This window comes from Pseudomonas sp. LY-1 (assembly GCF_053502595.1).
The window spans coordinates 6,200,961-6,216,418 of record NZ_CP094353.1 but is presented as its reverse complement, the minus strand read 5'-3'; the positions used below and the strand labels follow the sequence as shown (position 1 = coordinate 6,216,418).

12 protein-coding genes and 4 tRNA genes are annotated in these 15,458 nt (G+C 56.3%); all 16 read left to right on the top strand.

The genetic code is table 11. The features are described 5' to 3' along the window. Window positions 1-114: 114 nt before the first annotated feature. The 16 genes from birA (at window position 115) to rpsL (ending at window position 15,420) form a co-directional block, all read left to right on the top strand. Window positions 115-1,074: a bifunctional biotin--[acetyl-CoA-carboxylase] ligase/biotin operon repressor BirA gene (gene birA, locus MOQ67_RS28655; RefSeq protein WP_017848794.1), complete on the top strand. Its 960-nt coding sequence runs from the start codon at window positions 115-117 to the stop codon at window positions 1,072-1,074. Next, on the top strand, window positions 1,064-1,813 hold the full coding sequence (locus tag MOQ67_RS28650) for a pantothenate kinase (protein WP_017848795.1): 750 nt from the start codon (window positions 1,064-1,066) through the stop codon (window positions 1,811-1,813). The genes birA and MOQ67_RS28650 overlap by 11 nt, the downstream gene beginning before the upstream one ends. Before the next feature lie 7 nt (window positions 1,814-1,820). Beyond that, window positions 1,821-2,267, top strand: coding sequence for a hypothetical protein (locus tag MOQ67_RS28645; protein WP_017848796.1), 447 nt, complete (start codon window positions 1,821-1,823; stop codon window positions 2,265-2,267). A gap of 142 nt (window positions 2,268-2,409) precedes the next feature. After that, window positions 2,410-2,494, top strand: a tRNA-Tyr gene (locus MOQ67_RS28640). 24 nt (window positions 2,495-2,518) lie between these two features. Next, a tRNA-Gly gene (locus tag MOQ67_RS28635) sits at window positions 2,519-2,592 on the top strand. Window positions 2,593-2,618: 26 nt separating this feature from the next. Next, a tRNA-Thr gene (locus MOQ67_RS28630) sits at window positions 2,619-2,694 on the top strand. A 161-nt stretch (window positions 2,695-2,855) separates the two neighbouring features. Further along, window positions 2,856-2,931 (top strand) — tRNA-Trp (locus MOQ67_RS28625). Between the two features lie 45 nt (window positions 2,932-2,976). Further along, entirely contained in the window at window positions 2,977-3,345 is a 369-nt protein-coding gene (gene secE, locus MOQ67_RS28620; protein WP_003194658.1) for a preprotein translocase subunit SecE, read from the top strand. Between the two features lie 9 nt (window positions 3,346-3,354). Further along, a complete protein-coding gene (gene nusG / locus MOQ67_RS28615; RefSeq protein ID WP_003176436.1) occupies window positions 3,355-3,888 on the top strand; it encodes a transcription termination/antitermination protein NusG in 534 nt (177 codons plus the stop codon). Between the two features lie 116 nt (window positions 3,889-4,004). Continuing rightward, window positions 4,005-4,436 (top strand): 50S ribosomal protein L11, encoded by a 432-nt coding sequence (gene rplK, locus MOQ67_RS28610; RefSeq protein WP_003176435.1) that lies wholly within the window; start codon window positions 4,005-4,007, stop codon window positions 4,434-4,436. Next, on the top strand, window positions 4,436-5,164 hold the full coding sequence (gene rplA / locus MOQ67_RS28605) for a 50S ribosomal protein L1 (RefSeq protein ID WP_448675731.1): 729 nt from the start codon (window positions 4,436-4,438) through the stop codon (window positions 5,162-5,164). The genes rplK and rplA overlap by 1 nt, the downstream gene beginning before the upstream one ends. Before the next feature lie 165 nt (window positions 5,165-5,329). Beyond that, window positions 5,330-5,830: a 50S ribosomal protein L10 gene (rplJ, locus tag MOQ67_RS28600; RefSeq protein WP_016969477.1), complete on the top strand. Its 501-nt coding sequence runs from the start codon at window positions 5,330-5,332 to the stop codon at window positions 5,828-5,830. 78 nt (window positions 5,831-5,908) lie between these two features. Continuing rightward, on the top strand, window positions 5,909-6,274 hold the full coding sequence (gene rplL / locus MOQ67_RS28595; protein WP_017848797.1) for a 50S ribosomal protein L7/L12: 366 nt from the start codon (window positions 5,909-5,911) through the stop codon (window positions 6,272-6,274). Window positions 6,275-6,493: 219 nt separating this feature from the next. Beyond that, a complete protein-coding gene (gene rpoB / locus MOQ67_RS28590) occupies window positions 6,494-10,567 on the top strand; it encodes a DNA-directed RNA polymerase subunit beta (protein WP_017848798.1) in 4,074 nt (1,357 codons plus the stop codon). A 64-nt stretch (window positions 10,568-10,631) separates the two neighbouring features. Continuing rightward, window positions 10,632-14,831, top strand: a complete 4,200-nt coding sequence (rpoC, locus tag MOQ67_RS28585; RefSeq protein ID WP_017848799.1) for a DNA-directed RNA polymerase subunit beta' — start codon at window positions 10,632-10,634, stop codon at window positions 14,829-14,831. A gap of 217 nt (window positions 14,832-15,048) precedes the next feature. After that, on the top strand, window positions 15,049-15,420 hold the full coding sequence (gene rpsL / locus MOQ67_RS28580) for a 30S ribosomal protein S12 (protein WP_002555494.1): 372 nt from the start codon (window positions 15,049-15,051) through the stop codon (window positions 15,418-15,420). Window positions 15,421-15,458: the final 38 nt, after the last annotated feature.

The following is a 15,458-nucleotide window of genomic DNA, read 5'->3' as shown; positions in this document are numbered from 1 at the left end:
TCGGAAAGGGTCAAGTGGTTCATTGCGACGGCTGTCAGTGCTAAGGCCCGGCCTTTCTATGCAATGACCCTGCGCATGGCTATCATGCGTGCCTCATTGTGAGGCGATACTTGCATGCTGACGTTGTTAAAACTTCTGAAAGATGGTCGATTCCACTCCGGGGAAGCGCTGGGCGCTGCCCTGGGCGTCAGTCGCAGTGCTGTATGGAAGCAGCTTCAGCATCTTGAGGCTGAGTTAAACCTGCCCATCCACAAAGTGCGTGGCAGGGGGTACCAATTGGCATCGCCGCTGGTGTTCTTGAATGCCGAAGACATCGCGCTGAAGGCGCCTTCTCTGGCGTGGCCCGTCCACATATCCGATTCCATTGACTCCACCAATGCTGAAGCCTTGCGCCTTGTCGATGCGGGGTGCGCGGCACCATTCCTGGTGCTCGCCGAGCAGCAGAGCGCCGGACGAGGTCGACGGGGGCGCAAGTGGGTCAGCCCGTTCGCTCAGAATGTGTATTACAGCCTCGTGCTGCGCATCGAGGGCGGTCTGCGGCAGCTAGAGGGGCTGAGCCTGGTTGTGGGGCTTGCGGTCATGCAGGCCTTGCGCGAGTCGGGCGTGCAAGGAGCTGCCTTGAAATGGCCAAACGATGTCTTGGTGGGGCAGAAGAAAATTGCCGGTATCCTGCTGGAGTTGGTCGGCGATCCTGCTGATATCTGTCACGTTGTGCTCGGGATCGGCATCAACGTAAATATGCAGAAAGTCGCGGCAATCGATCAGCAGTGGACGTCGGTGCAGCTTGAAACGGGCTCTCCCGTAGATCGCAATCTACTGGTGGCGCGGCTGGGGCTGCAGTTGCAACGTTACTTGGAGCGACACGCCGCCTCCGGCTTTGCGGCGCTTCAGGAGGAGTGGGAGCAGAATCACTTATGGCAGGGCAGGGCGGTGTCCCTCATTGCTGGAGTCAATCAGGTTGACGGGGTGGTTCTGGGGGTCGACCGCCAGGGTGCGTTGCGTTTGAGCGTCGATGGTGTTGAAAAAATATACAGCGGTGGTGAGCTAAGCCTGAGGTTGCGTGATGATTCTTGAGCTCGACTGTGGGAATAGCTTTATCAAATGGCGCGTACTTGAATCGGATCAGGCGAAAGCTTGCGCCGAAGGTGTTGTGGGGTCGGACCTCGCATTGATTGAAAGCCTGGCGGCGCTACCAGGCCTGTCGTTGGCGCGTTGCCGATTGGTGAGTGTTCGGGCTTCAGAAGAGACCAATAAGCTGGTCGAGGCTTTGCAAGGGGCTTTCGGTGTTGTCGTCTCCTGTGCTGTCCCCGCGCGTGAGATGGCTGGAGTGCGCAATGGCTATCAAGACTTCGAACGCCTTGGTCTTGATCGCTGGCTGGCGATGCTGGGTGGCTTCAAGTTGGCTTCGGGCGCGTGCCTGGTACTCGATTTTGGTACCGCAGCCACCGCCGATTTCATCGCGGCAGACGGCCAGCACCTGGGCGGCTTCATTTGCCCCGGCATGCCGTTGATGCGCAACCAGTTGCGCACGCACACCCGCAAGATACGCTACGACGACGCGGCGGCTGAGCGTGCCCTGGAGCGGCTCTCCCCCGGGCGCACGACCGCGGAGGCTGTCGAGCGTGGTTGTACGCTGATGCTCAGGGGCTTCGTGTTGACCCAGCTCGAGTTGGCCCGCAGCTACTGGGGTGATGATTTCACCGTATTCCTGACGGGTGGGGATGCTGATCTGGTCTCGGACGCCGTGCCGCAGGCGCGGTTGATCCCGGACCTGGTTTTCGTTGGTCTGGCCATGGCGTGTCCATTGTCCTGAGGTGTTTATGCGTTGGCTGTTTTTACTTTTACTCGTTCTTAATGCCTTCTATTACGTTTGGCATCAGCAAGAGGCGCCGTTGCGCGCCAAGGATGTCACGCCCCTGAGTCTGTATCGTGGCCCTCAGCAGGATATTCGACTGCTAAGCGAGTCCTCGGACTCGGTGTCCCGGCGTGACCGAGCAAAAGCGCCCGAGGCGCAGAATACCTGCTTATACATCGGCGGCTTTGCCGACCAGCGCCAGGCGCAGTCGCTTGAGCAGCGCCTCACGAGCCTGGATATAAAGGTCAAGGTTCAACTGTTGAGCACACCTGAAGCGTCCGGTTACTGGCTTCGTGTGGCCCCTGAAAGCCGGCGTCTGGCTGAGGATCTGCCGTTTGAAAACCTTGCTAAGGAATTCAATGAGTTAAAACATAAAATAATGCTGTGCGAAGGCATTGCAACTCTCGAATAGTTTGCATAGAATGGCGCCCGCTTCGCAGTGAAGACCTTTAAGGCCTACAGTGTGAAGCGAAGGTCAACGCAGCTAACCTCATATTTTTAATGAGAAAATGCTTGACAGAAGGCTGGCATGATGTAGAATGCCGGCTCGCTTAGGAGGGGTTCCCGAGCGGCCAAAGGGATCAGACTGTAAATCTGACGTCTACGACTTCGAAGGTTCGAATCCTTCCCCCTCCACCATTTTTAGCGTGAGCTGCAAGCTCCGCGGGTATAGTTTAGTGGTAGAACCTCAGCCTTCCAAGCTGATGATGCGGGTTCGATTCCCGCTACCCGCTCCAAGTTTGCAGGTTGTGCAGCGTGTTTTGCTCTTGTAGCTCAGTTGGTAGAGCACACCCTTGGTAAGGGTGAGGTCAGCGGTTCAAATCCGCTCAAGAGCTCCATATAACAAGGCAGATATGAAAATATCTGCCTTTGTTTTAACGGCTATCTCGGCTTGATTCTGTTGTAGCGGGCGTTTTCGCCGGTTGGTTTCAAGTCTCTAGGGGTTGGCTGTTGTAAAGTCTTTTTCAGGCCTGCATAATGGTCGGCCTGATTTTGTTTTAGGTCAGTAGCTCAATTGGCAGAGCGACGGTCTCCAAAACCGTAGGTTGGGGGTTCGATTCCCTCCTGACCTGCCAGATTCACGTGGTGTATCTGGCTTTCTTTTCACAGGATCTTCATAGATGACTCCTAAGGCTGAAGCTCAAAGCTCTCGTTTCGATCTGGTCAAGTGGCTCGCTGTAGTCGCATTGGTGGTCGTAGGCGTTGTTGGCAATCAGTACTATTCTGCTTCGCCGATCCTGTACCGCGTACTCGCTTTGCTCGCCCTCGCTGCTGTAGCTGCCTTTGTAGGCCTGCAGACTGCCAAAGGCAAGTCTTTCGCGGTCCTGGTAAAGGAAGCTCGCACCGAGATTCGTAAAGTCGTTTGGCCGACTCGCCAAGAAACCACGCAGACCACGTTGATTGTTGTGGCTGTTGTTCTGGTTATGGCGTTGCTGTTGTGGGGGCTTGATTCCCTGCTCGGCTGGCTTGTTTCCTTGATTGTTGGCTAAGGGTGTCCCGTGGCTAAGCGTTGGTACGTTGTGCATGCTTACTCGGGTTACGAGAAGCATGTTATGCGCTCTTTGCTGGAGCGCGTAAAGCTGGCAGGCATGGAAGATGGCTTCGGCGAAATTCTGGTTCCCACTGAAGAAGTGGTTGAAATGCGGAATGGGCAGAAGCGCAAGAGTGAACGCAAGTTCTTCCCTGGCTACGTGCTGGTTCAGATGGACATGAATGAAGGTACTTGGCACTTGGTCAAGGATACCCCTCGTGTCATGGGCTTCATTGGCGGTACGGCCGATAAGCCTGCTCCGATCACCGACAAAGAAGCAGAAGCGATTCTGCGTCGTGTTGCTGACGGTAGCGACAAGCCTAAGCCGAAGACGTTGTTCGAGCCAGGTGAGGTTGTTCGTGTTACCGATGGTCCGTTTGCTGATTTCAACGGCACCGTCGAAGAAGTTAACTACGAAAAGAGCCGGATCCAAGTGGCAGTGCTCATTTTCGGACGCTCTACTCCGGTAGAGTTGGAGTTCAGTCAGGTCGAAAAGGTCTAACTGAGCAAGCATCCCAACCCCGCAGCCTAGGCTGTGGGGTTTTGTCGTCACTGGGATAAACGCGCAAGTAACCGGGGAGCCTTTCGAGGCGTTCGAACCCGTAATTGGAGTGCCTCATGGCCAAGAAGATTACCGCTTACATCAAGCTGCAAGTGAAGGCCGCTCAGGCCAACCCTAGCCCACCCGTCGGTCCAGCTCTGGGTCAGCACGGCGTGAACATCATGGAATTCTGCAAGGCCTTCAACGCCCGTACTCAGGGTCTTGAGCCAGGTCTGCCGACTCCAGTGATCATCACTGTATACAGTGACCGTAGCTTCACCTTCGAAACCAAGTCGACCCCGGCTTCGGTTCTGTTGAAGAAAGCTGCTGGTCTGACTAGCGGTTCCGCTCGTCCTAACACCGTTAAGGTTGGCACCGTGACTCGTGCTCAGCTGGAAGAAATCGCGAAAACCAAAAACGCGGATCTGACTGCAGCTGATATGGATGCAGCCGTGCGTACCATCGCCGGTTCTGCTCGTAGCATGGGCCTTAACGTGGAGGGTGTGTAATGGCTAAGCTGACCAAGCGCCAAAAGGCTATCGCCGGCAAAATCGAAGCAGGCAAGGCCTACAACTTTGTAGACGCTGCTGCCCTGCTGACCGAGCTGTCGACTGTCAAGTTCAGCGAGTCGGTTGACGTTGCTGTGAACCTGGGTGTTGACCCACGTAAATCCGACCAGGTCGTTCGTAGCGCTACTGTGCTGCCACACGGTACTGGCAAGACTGTACGTGTTGCTGTCTTCACCCAAGGTCCAGCAGCTGAAGCTGCTCTGGCCGCCGGCGCCGATCGCGTTGGCATGGACGACCTGGCTGCCGAAATGAAAGGCGGCGACCTGAACTATGACGTCGTTATTGCTTCCCCGGATGCAATGCGCGTTGTAGGTCAGTTGGGTCAGATCCTTGGTCCACGTGGCCTGATGCCTAACCCAAAAGTCGGCACCGTAACCCCAGACGTCGCTACCGCGGTTAAAAACGCCAAGGCTGGTCAGGTTCGTTATCGCACCGACAAAAACGGCATCATTCACACTTCCGTTGGCAAAGTCGGCTTCGATGCCGTCAAGCTGAAGGAAAACGTTGAAGCCCTGATCGCTGATCTGAAGCGTATCAAACCAGCTTCCTCGAAAGGCATCTACGTCAAGCGCGTTACCCTGAGCACCACTATGGGCCCAGGTCTGGTCATCGACCAAGGCTCGCTGGACGTTAAGACACAAGTTGGCGTGAGCGATCGCGCCAATTGAAAAAATTGGGGTCCCTGCCTGGCGGGGGCTATCCAAGACCGTAGGCGACGCAAGTCTTAAACCTCAAGCCTACGCAGATGGTGCTCCCGGTTCCTTACCGAATCAGACACCAAAACGACATCCGGCTTCGGCCAGATGAAACGGTAACAAGCAGGAGTTAAACCCGTGGCAATTAATCTCGAAGACAAGAAGGCCATCGTCGCTGAAGTCAACGAGGCTGCCAAAGCTGCTCTGTCCGCTGTCGTGGCTGATGCCCGTGGTGTGACAGTAGGCGCTATGACCGGACTCCGTAAAGAGGCTCGTGAAGCTGGCGTATACGTACGTGTTGTACGTAACACCCTGCTCAAACGCGCTGTTGCTGACACTGAATACAGTGTCCTCAACGACGTGTTCACCGGCCCGACTCTGATCGCGTTCTCCAAAGAACATCCAGGCGCTGCTGCCCGTTTGTTCAAAGAGTTCGCCAAGAGTCAGGACAAGTTCGAGATCAAGGCAGCTGCGTTCGAGGGCAAGTTCCTCGCAGCTAACCAAATCGACGTACTGGCAACACTGCCGACCCGTGACGAAGCTATTTCGCAACTGATGAGCGTGATTCAAGGCGCTACCAGCAAGCTGGCTCGTACTCTGGCTGCAGTTCGCGAGCAAAAAGAAGCTGCCGCAGCCTAAGGCTGAGCATTTTCTCTCGCGTATTTTTGTTTATTTCGATGGCCGCGTAGGCCGTCCCCCAATTCAGGAAATACAATAATGTCTATCTCCCAAGAAGATATCCTCAACGCCGTAGCTGAAATGTCGGTTCTGCAGGTTGTTGAGCTGATCAAAGCTTTCGAAGAAAAATTCGGCGTTTCTGCTGCCGCTGCTTCCGCTGGCCCAGCCGCTGTTGCTGCTGTTGCTGAAGAGCAAACCGAATTCAACGTCATGCTGCTGGAAGCTGGCGAGAAGAAAGTAAACGTGATCAAGGCAGTTCGTGAACTGACCGGTCTGGGCCTGAAAGAAGCCAAGGCTGTAGTTGACGGCGCTCCTGCCATGGTTCTGGAAGCTGTTGCCAAAGACGCAGCTGACAAAGCCAAAGCAACTCTGGAAGAAGCAGGCGCTAAAGTCGAGCTGAAGTAAGCATCGACCTTGCGTCTCCAGCCCAAGCGTTAAGCTGAAGGCTGATGGCTGGTGGCTCTTGCCACCGGCCTTTTTCCGTTCTTGGCTGTCGACTCGGTCGCCGCCATTAACGTGCTGTAGCCACCCGGTGCGGTGGTGCAAACCAAGGGGTTTGCAAGATTTTCTGGCTGCTCCCGTCGGGAGGGCCAAACAAGCAGGTGACCAAGCTGGGGAACGCTGATGGCTTACTCATATACTGAGAAAAAACGTATCCGCAAGGACTTTAGCAAGTTGCCGGACGTCATGGATGTCCCGTACCTTCTGGCTATCCAGCTGGATTCGTATCGTGAATTCTTGCAGGCGGGAGCGACCAAAGATCAGTTCCGCGACGTGGGCCTGCATGCGGCCTTCAAATCCGTTTTCCCGATCATCAGCTACTCCGGCAATGCTGCGCTGGAGTACGTCGGTTATCGCCTGGGCGAACCGGCATTTGATGTCAAAGAATGCGTGTTGCGCGGTGTTACGTACGCCGTACCTTTGCGGGTAAAAGTCCGTCTGATCATTTTCGACAAAGAATCGTCGAACAAAGCGATCAAGGACATCAAAGAGCAAGAAGTCTACATGGGCGAAATCCCATTGATGACTGAAAACGGTACCTTCGTTATCAACGGTACCGAGCGTGTTATCGTTTCCCAGCTGCACCGTTCCCCGGGCGTGTTCTTCGACCACGACCGCGGCAAGACGCACAGCTCCGGTAAGCTCCTGTACTCCGCGCGGATCATTCCGTACCGTGGTTCGTGGTTGGACTTCGAGTTCGACCCGAAAGACTGCGTGTTCGTGCGTATCGACCGTCGTCGCAAGCTGCCGGCCTCGGTACTGCTGCGCGCGCTCGGCTATACCACTGAGCAAGTGCTTGATGCTTTCTACACCACCAACGTGTTCAGCCTGAAGGACGAAACCCTCAGCCTGGAACTGATCGCTTCGCGTCTGCGTGGTGAAATTGCTGTCCTGGATATCCAGGACGAAAATGGCAAGGTCATCGTTGAAGCCGGCCGCCGTATCACTGCGCGCCACATCAACCAGATCGAAAAAGCCGGTATCAAGTCGCTGGAAGTGCCTCTGGACTACGTCCTGGGTCGCACGACCGCCAAGGTCATCGTTCACCCGGCCACAGGCGAAATCCTGGCTGAGTGCAACACCGAGCTGAACACCGAGATCCTGGCAAAAATCGCCAAGGCCCAGGTTGTTCGCATCGAGACCTTGTACACCAACGATATCGACTGCGGTCCGTTCGTCTCCGACACCTTGAAGATCGACTCCACCAGCAACCAATTGGAAGCGCTGGTCGAGATCTATCGCATGATGCGTCCTGGCGAGCCACCGACCAAAGACGCTGCCGAAACCCTGTTCAACAACCTGTTCTTCAGCCCTGAGCGCTATGACCTGTCTGCGGTCGGCCGGATGAAGTTCAACCGTCGTATCGGTCGTACCGAGATCGAAGGTTCGGGCGTGCTGTGCAAGGAAGACATCGTTGCGGTCCTGAAGACTCTGGTCGACATCCGTAACGGCAAAGGCATCGTCGATGACATCGACCACCTGGGTAACCGTCGTGTTCGCTGCGTAGGCGAAATGGCCGAGAACCAGTTCCGCGTTGGCCTGGTACGTGTTGAGCGTGCGGTCAAAGAGCGTCTGTCGATGGCTGAAAGCGAAGGCCTGATGCCGCAAGACCTGATCAACGCCAAGCCAGTGGCTGCGGCGGTGAAAGAGTTCTTCGGTTCCAGCCAGCTCTCGCAGTTCATGGACCAGAACAACCCGCTCTCCGAGATCACCCACAAGCGCCGTGTATCTGCACTGGGCCCGGGCGGTCTGACCCGTGAGCGTGCTGGCTTCGAAGTCCGTGACGTACACCCGACGCACTACGGTCGTGTTTGCCCGATCGAAACGCCGGAAGGTCCGAACATCGGTCTGATCAACTCCCTGGCCGCCTATGCGCGCACCAACCAGTACGGCTTCCTTGAGAGCCCGTACCGTGTGGTGAAAGACGCTCTGGTCACCGACGAGATCGTATTCCTGTCCGCCATCGAAGAAGCCGATCACGTGATCGCCCAGGCTTCGGCCACGATGAACGAGAAGAAAGTCCTGGTCGACGAGCTGGTAGCTGTTCGTCACTTGAACGAGTTCACCGTCAAGGCGCCGGAAGACGTCACCTTGATGGACGTATCGCCCAAGCAGGTAGTTTCGGTCGCCGCGTCGCTGATCCCGTTCCTGGAACACGATGACGCCAACCGTGCGTTGATGGGTTCCAACATGCAGCGTCAAGCTGTACCGACCCTGCGTGCTGACAAGCCGCTGGTAGGTACCGGCATGGAGCGTAACGTAGCCCGTGACTCCGGCGTTTGCGTCGTGGCTCGTCGTGGCGGCGTGATCGACTCCGTTGATGCCAGCCGTATCGTGGTGCGTGTTGCCGATGACGAAGTTGAAACTGGCGAAGCCGGTGTCGACATCTACAACCTGACCAAATACACCCGCTCGAACCAGAACACCTGCATCAACCAGCGTCCGCTGGTGCGTAAGGGTGATCGCGTTCAGCGCAGCGACATCATGGCTGACGGCCCGTCCACCGACATGGGTGAACTGGCGCTGGGCCAGAACATGCGTATCGCGTTCATGGCGTGGAACGGCTTCAACTTCGAAGACTCCATCTGCCTGTCCGAGCGTGTGGTTCAAGAAGACCGCTTCACCACGATCCACATCCAGGAACTGACCTGTGTGGCGCGTGATACCAAGCTTGGGCCAGAGGAAATCACTGCAGACATCCCGAACGTGGGTGAAGCTGCACTGAACAAGCTGGACGAAGCCGGTATCGTTTACGTAGGTGCTGAAGTTGGCGCAGGCGACATCCTGGTCGGTAAGGTCACTCCGAAAGGCGAGACCCAACTGACTCCGGAAGAGAAGCTGTTGCGTGCCATCTTCGGTGAAAAAGCCAGCGACGTTAAAGACACCTCCCTGCGCGTACCGACCGGTACCAAAGGTACTGTCATCGACGTACAGGTCTTCACCCGTGACGGCGTTGAGCGTGATGCTCGTGCGCTGTCCATCGAGAAGACCCAGCTCGACGAGATCCGCAAGGACCTGAACGAAGAGTTCCGTATCGTTGAAGGCGCGACCTTCGAACGTCTGCGTTCCGCTCTGGTAGGCCACAAGGCCGAAGGCGGCGCGGGCCTGAAGAAAGGTCAGGACATCACCGACGAAGTCCTCGACGGTCTTGAGCACGGCCAGTGGTTCAAACTGCGCATGGCTGAAGACGCTCTGAACGAGCAGCTCGAGAAGGCCCAGGCCTACATCGTCGATCGCCGCCGTCTGCTGGACGACAAGTTCGAAGACAAGAAGCGCAAACTGCAGCAGGGCGATGACCTGGCTCCAGGCGTGCTGAAAATCGTCAAGGTTTACCTGGCAATCCGTCGCCGCATCCAACCGGGCGACAAGATGGCCGGTCGTCACGGTAACAAGGGTGTGGTCTCCGTGATCATGCCGGTTGAAGACATGCCGCACGATGCCAATGGCACCCCGGTCGACGTCGTCCTCAACCCGTTGGGCGTACCTTCGCGTATGAACGTTGGTCAGATCCTCGAAACCCACCTGGGCCTCGCGGCCAAAGGTCTGGGCGAGAAGATCAACCGTATGATCGAAGAGCAGCGCAAGGTTGCTGACCTGCGCAAGTTCCTGCACGAGATCTACAACGAGATCGGCGGCCGCAAAGAAGAGCTGGATACCTTCTCCGACCAGGAAATCCTGGATCTGGCGAAGAACCTGCGCGGCGGCGTTCCAATGGCTACCCCGGTGTTCGACGGTGCCAAGGAAAGCGAAATCAAGGCCATGCTGAAACTGGCAGACCTGCCCGAAAGCGGCCAGATGCAGCTGTTCGACGGCCGCACCGGCAACAAGTTCGAGCGCCCGGTTACTGTTGGCTACATGTACATGCTGAAGCTGAACCACTTGGTAGACGACAAGATGCACGCTCGTTCTACCGGTTCGTACAGCCTGGTTACCCAGCAGCCGCTGGGTGGTAAGGCTCAGTTCGGTGGTCAGCGTTTCGGGGAGATGGAGGTCTGGGCACTGGAAGCATACGGTGCTGCTTACACTCTGCAAGAAATGCTCACAGTGAAGTCGGACGATGTGAACGGTCGGACCAAGATGTACAAAAACATCGTGGACGGCGATCACCGTATGGAGCCGGGCATGCCCGAGTCCTTCAACGTGTTGATCAAAGAAATTCGTTCCCTCGGCATCGATATCGATCTGGAAACCGAATAACACGTGACGCGAATCGAGAGCGGGGCTATTTGGCCCGCTCTCTGCTCCGCCAGGAGGAAAGGCCTTGAAAGACCTACTGAATTTGCTGAAAAACCAGGGTCAAGTCGAAGAGTTCGACGCCATCCGTATTGGACTGGCATCGCCTGAGATGATCCGTTCGTGGTCGTTCGGTGAAGTTAAAAAGCCGGAAACCATCAACTACCGTACGTTCAAACCCGAGCGTGACGGCCTGTTCTGCGCCAAGATCTTTGGCCCGGTAAAGGATTACGAGTGCCTGTGCGGTAAGTACAAGCGCTTGAAGCACCGTGGTGTGATCTGCGAGAAGTGCGGCGTTGAAGTTGCACTGGCCAAGGTTCGTCGTGAGCGCATGGCGCACATCGAACTGGCTTCGCCGGTTGCCCACATCTGGTTCCTGAAATCGCTGCCGTCCCGTATCGGCTTGCTGATGGACATGACCCTGCGTGATATCGAACGCGTTCTCTACTTCGAGAGCTATGTCGTTATCGATCCAGGCATGACCACCCTTGAAAAAGGTCAGCTGCTGAACGACGAGCAGTACTTCGAAGCGCTGGAAGAGTTTGGCGACGATTTCGATGCCCGCATGGGTGCCGAAGCTGTCCGCGAACTGCTGCACGCTATCGACCTGGAACACGAGATTGGCCGTCTGCGTGAAGAAATTCCGCAAACCAACTCCGAAACCAAAATCAAGAAGCTGTCCAAGCGTCTGAAGTTGATGGAAGCCTTCCAGGGTTCCGGCAACTTGCCAGAGTGGATGGTGCTGACCGTTCTGCCGGTTCTGCCGCCAGACCTGCGTCCGCTGGTACCGTTGGACGGTGGTCGTTTCGCGACGTCCGACCTCAACGACCTGTACCGCCGCGTGATCAACCGTAACAACCGCTTGAAGCGCCTGCTCGATCTGTCCGCTCCGGACATCATCGTGCGCAACGAAAAGCGTATGTTGCAAGAAGCCGTCGATGCCCTGCTCGACAACGGTCGTCGTGGCCGCGCTATCACCGGTTCGAACAAGCGTCCTCTGAAATCCCTGGCTGACATGATCAAGGGTAAGCAAGGTCGTTTCCGTCAGAACTTGCTCGGTAAGCGTGTTGACTACTCCGGTCGTTCGGTAATTACCGTAGGCCCGACCCTGCGTCTGCACCAGTGCGGTCTGCCTAAGAAGATGGCCCTTGAGCTGTTCAAGCCGTTCATCTTCGGCAAGCTGGAAATGCGCGGTCTCGCGACCACGATCAAAGCGGCCAAGAAAATGGTCGAGCGCGAACTGCCAGAGGTTTGGGACGTTCTCGCTGAAGTGATCCGCGAACACCCGGTTCTCCTCAACCGTGCACCGACCCTTCACCGTCTGGGTATCCAGGCGTTTGAACCGGTACTGATCGAAGGTAAGGCTATCCAGCTGCACCCTCTGGTCTGTGCTGCGTACAACGCCGACTTCGACGGCGACCAAATGGCCGTGCACGTACCGCTGACACTGGAAGCCCAGTTGGAAGCGCGTGCGTTGATGATGTCGACCAACAACATCCTGTCGCCAGCTAACGGTGAGCCAATCATCGTTCCGTCGCAGGACGTTGTACTGGGTCTGTACTACATGACCCGTGAAGCGATCAACGCCAAGGGCGAAGGTCGTGTGTTCGCTGACCTGCAGGAAGTTGACCGTGTGTTCCGTGCCGGCGAAGCCGCACTGCACGCCAAGGTCAAAGTGCGGATTCACGAAACCGTGAACGACCGTGACGGCGGCAGCGTGAGCAATGTCCGTATCGTCGACACCACTGTCGGCCGTGCGCTGTTGTACCAGGTTGTGCCAAAAGGTTTGTCTTACGACGTCGTCAACCTGCCGATGAAGAAAAAGGCGATCTCCAAGCTGATCAACCAGTGCTACCGCGTGGTTGGTCTGAAAGAGACCGTGATCTTCGCTGACCAGTTGATGTACACCGGTTTTGCCTATTCGACCATTTCCGGCGTTTCCATCGGTGTTAACGACTTCGTTATCCCGGATGAAAAAGCCCGCATCATCAGTGCTGCCACCGATGAAGTGAAAGAGATCGAAAGCCAGTACGCCTCCGGCCTGGTAACCCAGGGCGAGAAGTACAACAAAGTGATCGACCTTTGGTCCAAGGCCAACGACGAAGTGTCGAAGGCGATGATGGCTAACCTCTCGAAAGAGAAGGTTATCGACCGTCATGGCGTAGAAGTCGATCAAGAGTCTTTCAACTCGATGTACATGATGGCCGACTCGGGCGCACGGGGTTCTGCTGCGCAGATCCGTCAGCTCGCCGGTATGCGTGGCCTGATGGCCAAGCCGGACGGTTCCATCATCGAAACGCCGATTACTGCGAACTTCCGTGAAGGTTTGAGCGTACTTCAGTACTTCATCTCTACTCACGGTGCTCGTAAAGGTCTGGCGGATACCGCGTTGAAAACCGCTAACTCCGGTTACCTGACTCGTCGTCTGGTAGACGTTGCACAAGATCTGGTTGTAACCGAGATCGATTGCGGCACCGAGCACGGCCTGCTGATGACACCGCACATTGAAGGCGGTGACGTTGTAGAGCCGCTGGGTGAGCGCGTATTGGGCCGTGTTATTGCCCGTGACGTATTCAAGCCGGGTACCGAGGAAATTATCGTTCCTGCCGGCACCCTGGTTGACGAGAAGTGGGTCGAGTTCATCGAACTCAACAGCATCGACGAAGTGATCGTTCGTTCGCCGATCAGCTGCGAAACCCGCTTCGGCATTTGCGCCAAGTGCTATGGCCGTGACTTGGCTCGTGGTCACCAGGTGAACATCGGTGAAGCGGTCGGCGTTATCGCTGCCCAGTCCATCGGTGAGCCGGGTACCCAGCTGACCATGCGTACATTCCACATCGGTGGTGCGGCAAGCCGGACCTCCGCAGCCGACAGCGTTCAGGTGAAGAATGGCGGTACCGTCCGCCTGCACAACCTCAAGCACGTTGAGCGAGTGGATGGTTGCCTGGTTGCGGTGTCCCGTTCCGGTGAGCTGGCAATCGCTGATGACTACGGTCGTGAGCGTGAGCGCTACAAGCTGCCGTATGGTGCTGTGATTTCGGTTAAAGAAGGTGACAAGGTCGACGCTGGCGCAATCGTGGCCAAGTGGGATCCGCACACTCACCCAATCGTTACCGAAATGAAAGGTACCGTGACCTACGTGGGCATGGAAGAAGGCATCACGATCAAGCGTCAGACTGACGAATTGACCGGTATGACCAACATTGAAGTCCTCGACGCGAAAGATCGTCCAGCTGCCGGTAAAGACATCCGTCCTGCCGTGAAGATGGTCGATGACAACGGCAAGGATCTGTTGCTGCCAGGCACTGACGTAATCGCTCAGTACTTCCTGCCAGCCAACGCCCTGGTCGGTGTAGCGGATGGTGCGAAGATCGCGATCGGTGACGTTATCGCGCGTATCCCGCAAGAGACTTCGAAGACCCGTGACATCACCGGTGGTCTGCCGCGTGTTGCCGACTTGTTCGAAGCTCGTCGTCCGAAAGAAGCGTCGATTCTGGCTGAAGTCAGCGGCACCATCGCGTTCGGTAAAGAGACCAAGGGCAAGCGCCGTCTGGTCATTACCCCGAACGACGGTAGCGATCCGTATGAAGAGCTGATTCCGAAGTGGCGTCACCTGAACGTGTTCGAAGGCGAACAGGTAAACCGCGGCGAAGTTATCTCCGACGGTCCGAGCGATCCACACGACATCCTGCGTCTGCTGGGTGTGAGTGCGCTGGCCAAGTACATCGTTAACGAGATCCAGGACGTTTACCGTCTGCAAGGCGTGAAGATCAACGATAAGCACATCGAGACCATCCTGCGTCAGATGCTGCGTAAAGTTGAAATCGCTGAATCCGGCGATTCCAGTTTCATCAAGGGCGACCAGATGGAACTGACTCACGTACTGGTAGAAAACGAACGTCTGGCAGCCGACGAGAAATTTGTTTCCAAATTTACTCGTGTACTGCTGGGTATCACCAAGGCGTCGTTGTCCACTGAGTCGTTCATCTCGGCGGCCTCCTTCCAGGAGACCACTCGCGTACTGACCGAAGCAGCGGTAACCGGCAAGCGCGATTACCTGCGCGGCCTGAAAGAAAACGTGGTTGTGGGTCGTCTGATCCCAGCCGGTACCGGTTTGGCTTACCACAGCGAGCGCAAGCGCCGCCGTGATGCTGACAAGCCGTTGCGCGTAAGCGCCAGTGAAGTGGAAGCTGCACTGACCGAAGCGCTGAACTCAAGCGGTAACTGAGTTCTGCGATAAATAAGTCTGGGCCCTGGCAGCCCCCATTCGTCGGATCGAGGCAGTTTTGCCCCGGTTCGTTGAGAGGGGAGGTCGGGGCCTTGCCTTGACTGGGGGCAAGATCCTCTTTAGACTCTTGTACCCCTAAATTTGGCGGGAATTCGTTCCTGCCATTTTGCTTTTCTTGCAAGACAATAGCGTCGCAAGACAACAGTGGAGCTAGTAGATGGCAACTATCAACCAGCTGGTACGTCAGCCGCGTAAGCGTATCGTCGAGAAATCCGACGTACCTGCGCTGCAGAACTGCCCGCAACGTCGTGGCGTATGCACTCGCGTGTATACCACTACGCCGAAAAAACCTAACTCGGCACTGCGTAAAGTATGCCGTGTGCGTCTGACCAACGGTTTCGAGGTTTCCTCGTACATCGGCGGTGAAGGCCACAACCTGCAAGAGCACAGCGTGGTACTGATCCGCGGCGGTCGTGTAAAAGACTTGCCAGGTGTTCGTTACCACACCGTACGCGGCTCCTTGGATACTTCCGGCGTTAAAGGTCGTAACCAGGGTCGTTCGAAGTACGGTACCAAGAAGCCTAAGTAGTAGCGGCTTTTTGTAAAACTGAATCATCTTATTTTCTG

Bases quoted from the DNA above. Each gene is read 5' to 3' on its own strand.
- birA (WP_017848794.1), top strand. From the start codon at position 115: ATGCTGACGTTGTTAAAACTTCTGAAAGATGGTCGATTCCACTCCGGG.
- MOQ67_RS28650 (WP_017848795.1), top strand. From the start codon at position 1,064: ATGATTCTTGAGCTCGACTGTGGGAATAGCTTTATCAAATGGCGCGTA.
- MOQ67_RS28645 (WP_017848796.1), top strand. From the start codon at position 1,821: ATGCGTTGGCTGTTTTTACTTTTACTCGTTCTTAATGCCTTCTATTAC.
- secE (WP_003194658.1), top strand. From the start codon at position 2,977: ATGACTCCTAAGGCTGAAGCTCAAAGCTCTCGTTTCGATCTGGTCAAG.
- rplK (WP_003176435.1), top strand. From the start codon at position 4,005: ATGGCCAAGAAGATTACCGCTTACATCAAGCTGCAAGTGAAGGCCGCT.
- rplA (WP_448675731.1), top strand. From the start codon at position 4,436: ATGGCTAAGCTGACCAAGCGCCAAAAGGCTATCGCCGGCAAAATCGAA.
- rplL (WP_017848797.1), top strand. From the start codon at position 5,909: ATGTCTATCTCCCAAGAAGATATCCTCAACGCCGTAGCTGAAATGTCG.
- rpoB (WP_017848798.1), top strand. From the start codon at position 6,494: ATGGCTTACTCATATACTGAGAAAAAACGTATCCGCAAGGACTTTAGC.
- rpsL (WP_002555494.1), top strand. From the start codon at position 15,049: ATGGCAACTATCAACCAGCTGGTACGTCAGCCGCGTAAGCGTATCGTC.